At 64.6% G+C, this 8,429-nt stretch carries 7 protein-coding genes; 5 read left to right on the top strand and 2 right to left on the bottom strand.

Annotated elements, in window-relative coordinates:
* Nucleotides 1-285: 285 nt before the first annotated feature.
* The 4 genes from AC0L30_RS10315 (at nucleotide 286) to AC0L30_RS10300 (ending at nucleotide 4,771) form a co-directional block, all read left to right on the top strand.
* Nucleotides 286-1,233, top strand: a complete 948-nt coding sequence (locus tag AC0L30_RS10315) for a TAXI family TRAP transporter solute-binding subunit (protein WP_007597521.1) — start codon at nucleotides 286-288, stop codon at nucleotides 1,231-1,233.
* A 160-nt stretch (nucleotides 1,234-1,393) separates the two neighbouring features.
* Nucleotides 1,394-3,502: a TRAP transporter permease gene (locus tag AC0L30_RS10310; protein WP_219682441.1), complete on the top strand. Its 2,109-nt coding sequence runs from the start codon at nucleotides 1,394-1,396 to the stop codon at nucleotides 3,500-3,502.
* The gene (locus AC0L30_RS10305) at nucleotides 3,499-3,876 is read left to right on the top strand and encodes a DUF1850 domain-containing protein (RefSeq protein ID WP_473404228.1); all 378 of its coding nucleotides are present in this window, start codon (nucleotides 3,499-3,501) and stop codon (nucleotides 3,874-3,876) included. The genes AC0L30_RS10310 and AC0L30_RS10305 overlap by 4 nt, the downstream gene beginning before the upstream one ends.
* 88 nt (nucleotides 3,877-3,964) lie before the next feature.
* Entirely contained in the window at nucleotides 3,965-4,771 is an 807-nt protein-coding gene (locus AC0L30_RS10300) for an SDR family NAD(P)-dependent oxidoreductase (RefSeq protein WP_219682439.1), read from the top strand.
* 130 nt (nucleotides 4,772-4,901) lie between these two features.
* Here AC0L30_RS10300 and AC0L30_RS10295 read toward each other — a convergent pair whose 3' ends face one another.
* Nucleotides 4,902-5,672 (bottom strand): hypothetical protein, encoded by a 771-nt coding sequence (locus tag AC0L30_RS10295; RefSeq protein WP_473404227.1) that lies wholly within the window; start codon nucleotides 5,670-5,672, stop codon nucleotides 4,902-4,904.
* Between the two features lie 214 nt (nucleotides 5,673-5,886).
* Entirely contained in the window at nucleotides 5,887-7,464 is a 1,578-nt protein-coding gene (locus tag AC0L30_RS10290) for a cation:proton antiporter (protein ID WP_088941041.1), read from the bottom strand.
* Between the two features lie 95 nt (nucleotides 7,465-7,559).
* On the opposite strand from AC0L30_RS10290, the gene AC0L30_RS10285 reads away from it, so the two are divergent.
* Nucleotides 7,560-8,318 carry a tetratricopeptide repeat protein gene (locus AC0L30_RS10285; RefSeq protein ID WP_007597512.1) on the top strand — a complete coding sequence of 253 codons (759 nt, stop codon included), beginning with the start codon at nucleotides 7,560-7,562 and terminating at the stop codon, nucleotides 8,316-8,318.
* The last annotated feature ends 111 nt before the right edge of the window (nucleotides 8,319-8,429 follow it).

The following is an 8,429-nucleotide window of genomic DNA, read 5'->3' as shown; positions in this document are numbered from 1 at the left end:
GCCGATATGCCATCCCCAGATCCTCTTCAGATGTCTCTTAGAGAATCGCAGATTCGCGATTTACGCAAAGCCCTCGCACGCGGGAGAGGTTGCACCGAACCTGCCGCGTGAGTGATTGATTCTCGCTCGAGCGTGCCTGGCTGCGCCACCTCGCCGCACCCGCCGAGTTCCCCAAAAATCGAGCCAGGACAGCCATTTACCGCAGTCCTGTTTTGACTTTTGGATGGGTTGACCCGCCCCCCTCATCCGGCCAACTTCCCGGCCGGTTTGGGGAGTAGAAAGATCATGAAACGAACGATTTTCGGCGTGGCCGCGGCTGTTGCTCTGGCGGCGTCGGCGCCTTGCGCGCAGGCGCAATCCTTCATCAACGTGCTGACCGGCGGCACCTCCGGCGTCTACTATCCGCTCGGGGTCGCGATCGGAAAGATCTACGGTGACAAGATTCCGAACGTGAAGACGCAGGTGCAGGCCACCAAGGCGTCAGTCGAGAATCTGATCCTGCTCCAGCAGGGCCGCGGCGAGCTGGCGTTCACGCTGGGCGACTCGCTGAAAGCGGCCTGGGACGGCGAGGAGGAGGCGGGCTTCAAGTCCAAGCTCGACAAGCTCAGGACCATCGGCGCGATCTATCCGAACTACATCCAGATCGTCGCGACCGCCGAGAGCGGCATCAAGACGCTGGCGGACCTCAAAGGCAAGAGCCTGTCGGTCGGCGCGCCGAAATCGGGCACGGAGCTGAATTCGCGCGCGATTCTGGCGGCGGCGGGTATGAGCTACAAGGATCTCGGCAAGGTCGAGTATCTGCCGTTCGCCGAATCCGTCGATCTCATGAAGAACCGACAGCTCGGCGCGACCCTGCAATCGGCCGGGCTCGGCGTGGCCTCGTTGAAGGATCTGTCGACCTCGAGCCCGATCACGGTGGTGTCGGTACCGAAGGAGACCGTCGACAAGATCGGCCTGCCCTTCATCGCGGCGACCATTCCCGCCAACACCTACACCGGGCAGGACAAGGACGTGCCGACCGCGGCCGTGGTCAACTATCTCGTCACCAGCTCGGCCGTGTCGGACGATCTTGCCTACCAGATGACAAAACTGGTCTACGAGTCGCTGCCCGAGCTCGCCAACGCGCATGCGGCCGGCAAGGAGATCAAGCTCGAGACGGCCGCCAGCGGCAGCCCGGTTCCGCTGCACCCCGGCGCGATCCGCTATTACAAGGAAAAGGGGCTGATCAAGTAAGGTCGGCCGTCACTATCGGACGTCATGGCCGGGCTTGTCCCGGCCATCCACGTTCTAAGGCCAGGCGAGAAAGATCGTGGATGCCCGGGACAAGCCCGGGCATGACGGTCTGAATACGCGGCGCCAATGCTATAAGCGCTGGACGGTTGGGGACATATCGATGTTGCAGGCAGAGGGCAGCGAAGCGCCCATCAAGGTCGAGTTCGACAATTTCGAACACGGTTTTCCGGAAGGCTTTGGCCCGGGCTGGTGGGGCACGCTCGCGTACTGGATCGGCATCGCCTTCGCGACCTTCCAGCTTTATGTCGCGGCCTTCAACTATCTGCCGAGCCAGGTGGTGCGCGGCGTCCATGTCGGATTCCTCATCCTCCTCACCTTCGGTCTGATCGGCAATTTCACCGCCAAAAGCGATTTCGGCCGCGCGATCGGCTGGCTGATCGGCAGCGCGGGCTTTCTGTGCGGGCTCTATCAATGGATCTTCTATGCGGATCTGATCGCACGTGACGGCGATCCGACGCGCCTCGATCTTGTGGTCGGCACGCTGCTCGCCGTCCTGATCTTCGAGGGCACGCGGCGGCTGATGGGCGCGGCGCTCCCGCTGATGTGCGGCGCCTGTCTCGTCTACTGGTTCTTCGGCCAGTATCTGCCGTCACCGCTGAACCATCGCGGCTATGATTTCGACCAGATCGTCACTCATCTCTCCTTCGGCACCGAGGGCTTTTACGGCGTGCCGATCTACGTCTCGGCGACCTACATTTTCCTGTTCATCCTGTTCGGCTCGTTCCTGGAGCGCGCCGGCATGATCCAGCTCTTCACCGACGTTTCCCTTGGGTTGTTCGGCAGGACCCGCGGCGGCCCGGCCAAGGTCGCGGTGTTCGCCTCGGGCATGATGGGCACGATCTCGGGCTCGGGCGTCGCCAACGTCGTCACTGTTGGCCAGTTCACGATTCCGCTGATGATCAGGTTCGGCTATCGCCGCGCGTTCGCGGCCGGCGTCGAGGCGACGGCCTCGATGGGCGGGCAGATCATGCCGCCGGTGATGGGCGCGGTTGCCTTCATCATGGCGGAGACGCTCGGCGTCCAATATTCGGAGATCGTGAAAGCGGCGGCGATTCCCGCGATGCTCTATTTCGCCTCCGCCTTCTGGATGGTGCATCTGGAGGCCGGCAAGCACGGGCTCACCGGGATGAAGAAGTCGGAGACCCCGAGCGCCTGGAAGGCGCTGGTGACGCGCTGGTACCTCGTGCTGCCGCTCGCAGCGCTCGTCTACATGCTGTTCGAAGGCTTTACGCCACTCTATGCCGGCAGCATGGGCCTCGCGCTCACAGTGGGGCTGATCCTCGGCACCGCCATCACGACGGGCGCACCTTCGATGGCTATCCGCTATATCTTCTGGATCGGGCTTGCGCTCGTGGTCGCGGCGCTCTCGCGCGACGGCCTTCAGATCGTGCCGGTCGCAGGCGTCGTCGTCGCGTTGATCGTGATCACTGCGTTCGTGCGCGGCGGATTTTCCGCCCTGCGCGCCTGCCGCGATGCGCTGGCTGAAAGCGCGAAATCCGCCATCACCGTCGGCATGGCTTGCGCCATTGTCGGCGTCATCATCGGCATGATGTCGCAGACCGGCGTCGGCACCATCTTCGGCGGTTGGGTGATCGGCCTCGGCGAGAAGAGCCTGTTCCTGGCGCTGATCATGACCATGCTGCTGTCGATCCTGCTCGGCACCGGCATCCCGACCATCCCGACCTACATCATCACGGCGGCGCTCGCGGCGCCCGCGCTGGCGAAACTCGGCGTACCGCTGATCGCGAGCCACATGTTCGCGTTCTATTACGGCATCATGGCCGACCTCTCGCCGCCGGTGGCGCTGGCTGCGTTAGCCGCGGCACCGATCGCGAAGGAGAATCCTGACAAGATCGGCTGGGAGGCGATGCGTATCGCGCTGGCCGGCTACGTCATCCCCTTCATCTTCGTCTATTCGCCGGCGCTGATGCTGCAGGCCGGCGATCCCATGGCAGCCAAGCTCGGCTTCTACGGCGCGGTGGCGTTGGCGACCTTGAAGGCCCTGGTGGCGATCGCCCTGTTCGGCATGGTCGCCATCGGCTTCCTGTTCACGCGCCTGACGTTCCTTGAACGTTTGGTCGCGCTCGGTGCCGCGATCTGCCTGCTCGGCGATTTCCCGTTCAGCGACACCGCCGGCTTCCTGCTCGCCGCGGCAATCGTGCTGTGGCAGTGGCGGCGGCGTCCGCCGTCGCCGGTCGAGGCGGTGTGAGCCTCTGCTTCGTCACAACCTCAGGCGTGAAGGCGCTGGCGCTGTCCGCGTTCACGCTGGTGTGGACGCATTCCATCGCGAAGGTCGACTGGCAGGAAGACTGGCGCGTCACCCCCGCCGGGCTCGAACTGACGCAGGCACGCGTGAAGGGCACCGGCCCCGGCATGGAGCCGCCGCCCGAGGCGCGCCTCGTCGACGGCTGGTTTCAGTGGAGGCCTGCGCGTGCGCCGATGCCGGAGGTGGTGCTCGGCAATTCGGGCGCGGCTGGCGAATGGCGGCTATGCCATGACGGCAAGTGCCGGACGTTGTCCGAGATTGTCGGTCATCCCATTGGTGCTAACGTCACAAAGATGAAGATTTGCGACGATCCGTAGCCCGGATGAGCGAAGCGACATCCGGGAGCGGCGGCCCCGGATATCGCTACGCTCATCCGGGCTATAAGAAAAATAAAGGAGAAACGCGATGGGTCGGCTCAAGGGCAAGGTTGCGATGGTGGTGGGCGCGGGCTCGATCGGCCCCGGTTGGGGCAACGGCAAGGCCACCGCGGTCACCTTTGCGCGCGAAGGCGCGCAGGTGTTTTGCGTCGATCGCAACGGCGCGGCCGCCGAGGAGACCGTGAAGATCATCACGGACGAAGGCGGCCAGGCGATCGCGTTCACGGCCGAGGTCTCGCGTGCGCACGAGGTCGAGGCGATGGTCGCCGCGTGCCTGCAGGCCTACGGCCGCATCGACGTCCTCGACAATAATGTCGGCATCGCCGAGATGGGCAGCGTGGTCGAGGTGACCGAGGAGAGCTGGGACCGCGTCTTCAGCGTCAACCTCAAGAGCGCGTATTTCGCCATGAAGCACGTCATCCCCGTGATGGTGAAACAGGGCGGTGGCTCCATCATCAACATCTCCTCGATCGCCTCGATCCGCCACATGGGTATCTCCTACGTCACGTACGGCACTTCGAAAGCGGCGATGAACCAGATGACGCGCACCACCGCGATCGAATTCGCGCGCCACCATGTCCGCGTCAACGCGATCCTGCCCGGCCTGATGAAAACGCCGATGGTGGAGCATTCCGCCGGTCTCGCCGCCAGTTACGCCAAGGGCGATGTCGAGGCGATGTGGCGGGCGCGCGATGCGCAAGTGCCGATGGGCCACATGGGCGACGCCTTCGACGTCGCTAACGCCGCACTGTTCCTGGCCTCGGACGAAGCGAAATATGTGACGGGGATCGAGCTCGTGGTGGACGGCGGGATCACGTGCAAGGCGGGGGCGTAGCTCCTTGCTCGTCGCCCTGGCGTAAGCCAGGGCCCATTACCACAAGGCTCGGTTGGCGAAGACTGCCGGCTCCAGCTTCTTCAACAATCAGCATTCGGGGTAATGGGTCCTGGCTTTCGCCAGGACGACACTATTGCGCCAGCGCCAGAATCCCGCCGGCGAATGAATGCCATGCCGCCGTTTCGCTGATCGGCCAGTTCAGTACCTTCACCGCCAGCATCGCGAGCGTGCCGGTGATGTAGACCGGGTGCACGCGGCCTTCGGTGCGCCAATCGCGTACCATGGCGACGACGAGCAGCAGCGAAGCGACCATCGCGGGTGCGATGGTGACGGGCACCGGCGGCGGCCCGGGCGGTCCCGGAGGCGCGAGGAAGGTGAGAAACCAGCGCGCGATCGCGGCATCGAGGATGGAGACCGCGGCGAGCAGCATCAGGCGTTTGTGAATCTCCGGCTTTCGCGTGTTCATGATCGCGAGCACGAACACCATTGCAAAGAACGCAATCCCGCTCATCGGTACGATCGAGAAGGCGATGCCGGCCTCTTTCTGTCCGAGCGCCGCGGAATGCTGCATCACATGGACGGAGGCGAGAAAGCCGAAGATCGTCATCGCGGTCGCGAGCGAGACGCCGGCGATGCCGAGCGAACGGTGATTGACCACGCGGCCTGAGGCGGCGAGCCAGGTTTGGATCACGAAATAGAGAGACCAGGTGAAGAACAACAGACCGTGGAAATGGATGACGGGGCTTGCGGACAGTGTCCGGTTGGCGAGCGGCACAAAATAGGTCGGTGCGAAGCCGAGAAAGGCGGTGGCCGCGCAGGCCAGTGCCATGTGGAGATAGAAATATCGTGCGGGCGACGCATCTCGCGCGCGCACACGACGGTCGTCGATCAGGGTCGTCATGAGGGATGAGTCTGGAGAGGCGGCGTTTGGTTCAAAGCAAATCGTCCCTGCACCGTCGTCCCGGGGCGCGCGCAGCGCGAGGCCGGGACCCATAATCAAAGGGCGCGGTTTGGCGCGAAGCTGGTAACTCAGAATCTTCGCAAAACACTTGCTGCGGCGTATGGGTCCCGGATCTGCGCTTCGCTTGTCCGGGACGACAGCGGTGTTTGCGGATCTAACCCCCCGCGCTCAATTCCGCGCGATCAAGCTCCTCCTCGATTCTGTGAAACGCGTCGTCGCCGATCACCTCGGTGGCGCGGAGTTCGAAGATCGACTTGCGCGCGGCCGCGATGCCGCGGCGGCGCAGGGGATCGGCCGGCAGTTCGCCGTTGGTGATGCCGCCATGGGGATCGTCGTCGGCCTGCATCAGGATGGCGCGATATTCGAGCCGCAGGATTTCCGCTTCCTCCGACGGATCGTCCTCGATCGCGTCGAGCGCCGCGCGATAGGCGACGGCGCGGGCACGCGCGACCTCGATGCCGACGGGATCGTCGTCCTTGAGGCCGAACGCCAGGATCAGCGGCCGCAACGTCAGGCCCTGCACGACCAGCGTGCCGAGCACGACGGCAAACGCCGAGAAGACGATGAAGTCACGATGCGGAAAGCTCTCCGGCAGGGCAAAGGCGGTGGCGAGCGTAACCAAGCCGCGCATGCCGCACCAGGAGATGATGAGGCCGCCCTTGGCCGAGGCGACCTGCTTCGGATCCTTGGGGTGATAGATGCCGTGCGCCACCAGCGTGCGCAGCGTCGTGCGGTAGAACGTAATCCAGGCCAGCCGCACCAGGACCACGGTGAGCAGGATCCAGGCGGCCGCCACGCAATATTCCCAGCGCACGTCCGCATCGAGGCGCGTCCAGATCGGCCGCATCTGCATGCCGATCAGCATGAAGGCGAGCACGTTGAGCACGAACACCATGGTTTCCCACACCGCATAGGAAGGTACTCGCAGCCGCGCCGGCATGCGTGTCCCAGCCGTGCGGGCGATGGTGATGCCGTAGACTACTATGGTGAGGATGCCAGAGAGACCGAGATGCTCGGCGGCAATCCAGACCATGAAGGTCGTGGCGAATTGGATGATGATCGAGCTGGGGGCCTCCTTCACGCGTTCCATGAACAGCGGAATGATGCGGCCTGCGACCAGGCCCGCGACGACGCTGCCGACCAGGGCCAGCGCCATGGTCGGCGCGACCTGGCTCCATGCCAGATGCTCGGTTGCGATCGCTCCGACCGCGATGCGATAGATCAGGAGCGCGGTCGCGTCGTTGAGCAGGCTCTCGCCCTCCAGGACCTTCACCATGCGGTGAGGCAGCTTCACCTGGCTCAGGATCGCGACCGCAGCGGCCGCGTCCGGCGGGGCCACGATGGCGCCGAGCGCAACCGCGGCGGCCCAGGGCATGTCAGGCATCAGCCGGTGGGCGACGTAGGCCACAGCGGCCGTGGTCAGGCCGACGGCGGCGACGACCAGAGTGGAGACCGGAACCCAATTGTTGCGGAGATCGCGCAGCGAGGTGTCGAAGGCGGCATCGAGCAGGACCGGTGCGACAAAAAGAGCCAACGCCAGGTCGGGCTCCAGCGTCCAGGACGGGCTCGACGGCACAAACGCGATCAGCGCGCCCCCGATCGCGAGAAAGGTCGGATAGGGGACCTTGATCCGCCGCGCCAGCGCCGATAATCCAACGGCGCCGAGCAGAAGCACGATGATCCATTCGAATGTCGACACGTTGATCCCCGAAACCGATTTGAGCGGCGCCACAAGCTAGCACCAATCCGGCCGTATGATGGATAGTGCGGCCCCGAGGCAAGACCTCAACCCGGACCTTAACCCAAGATTTTCCGACTGTGACGAGCATGCGTTTTCTCATTCAATGGTCCGGCGCCGGGGTGCTCTTCGCGCTCTCGTTCGTCGTGGCTCATGCCGCGACCGGCGGCGAACCGGCCGCGGTCCCGCAGGTCGACATCGCGCCGTGCCTCGCGGCTGCCGCGGCCGACGACATCGACAAGGCCGCCACGGCCTGCGCCGCCGTGATCGACAACGAGAAGACGGCGAAAGGCGATCTGATCAAGGCGCTGATCGCGCGCGGCGGGCTTTATGCGCGGCACGACCAAGTCGACCGCGCGATCGCCGACGACAGCCGCGCTCTGGAACTCGATTCCGGTCTCGCCGATATCTTCAACGCGCGGGGCGAGCTCTGGCTGAGGAAGGGCGACAAGCCCAAGGCGGTGCAGGATTTCGGCGCGGCATTGAAGATCGATCCGAACCACGAGCAGGCCAAGGCCAATCACAAGGCGATGGCGCGCGAGATCGAGCGGATCGGCGCGCAGATGGCGGTCGCGGGCAAGCCCAGCTTCATTTGCAAGGGTGCGCGCCGCCCCGTCGAGAAGGCGATCTGCGTCAACCGCGAGCTCGCTGATCTCGACCGTGAGGTCTTTGCCGCCAACGCGCGCGTGTTGCGCGAAGCCCGCAATGCAGGCGAAGCGAAGGCGCTTCAGCGCGAGCAGGACGATTTCATCGCCCGCCGCAACGCGGGGTTCGGCCGGCCGGGGTACGATTTGAAGAAGGCGATGCAGGAGCGGCTGCAGCGGCTGAACGGGGTGGACGGGTATTGAGGCTGCTCATCTCGCCCGTAAGAGCGGGTCGAAAAAGGGAAGGATCGGTGCGCCGCTGGCACGCCTCGATTTGAACCGATTCTTTGGCCGCCGCGACAATGGTGAAAGCCT

The sequence above is a fragment of the Bradyrhizobium sp. MI1.11 genome, from assembly GCF_055811255.1.
Note: the sequence above shows the minus strand (reverse complement) of the source record. Positions and strands in the feature narration are given on the sequence as shown.

What these genes read in the sequence shown, in the direction of transcription:
- AC0L30_RS10315 (WP_007597521.1), top strand. Translation starts at nt 286, where the DNA reads ATGAAACGAACGATTTTCGGCGTGGCCGCGGCTGTTGCTCTGGCGGCG.
- AC0L30_RS10295 (WP_473404227.1), bottom strand. Translation starts at nt 5,672, where the DNA reads ATGACGACCCTGATCGACGACCGTCGTGTGCGCGCGCGAGATGCGTCG.
- AC0L30_RS10300 (WP_219682439.1), top strand. Translation starts at nt 3,965, where the DNA reads ATGGGTCGGCTCAAGGGCAAGGTTGCGATGGTGGTGGGCGCGGGCTCG.
- AC0L30_RS10285 (WP_007597512.1), top strand. Translation starts at nt 7,560, where the DNA reads ATGCGTTTTCTCATTCAATGGTCCGGCGCCGGGGTGCTCTTCGCGCTC.
- AC0L30_RS10310 (WP_219682441.1), top strand. Translation starts at nt 1,394, where the DNA reads ATGTTGCAGGCAGAGGGCAGCGAAGCGCCCATCAAGGTCGAGTTCGAC.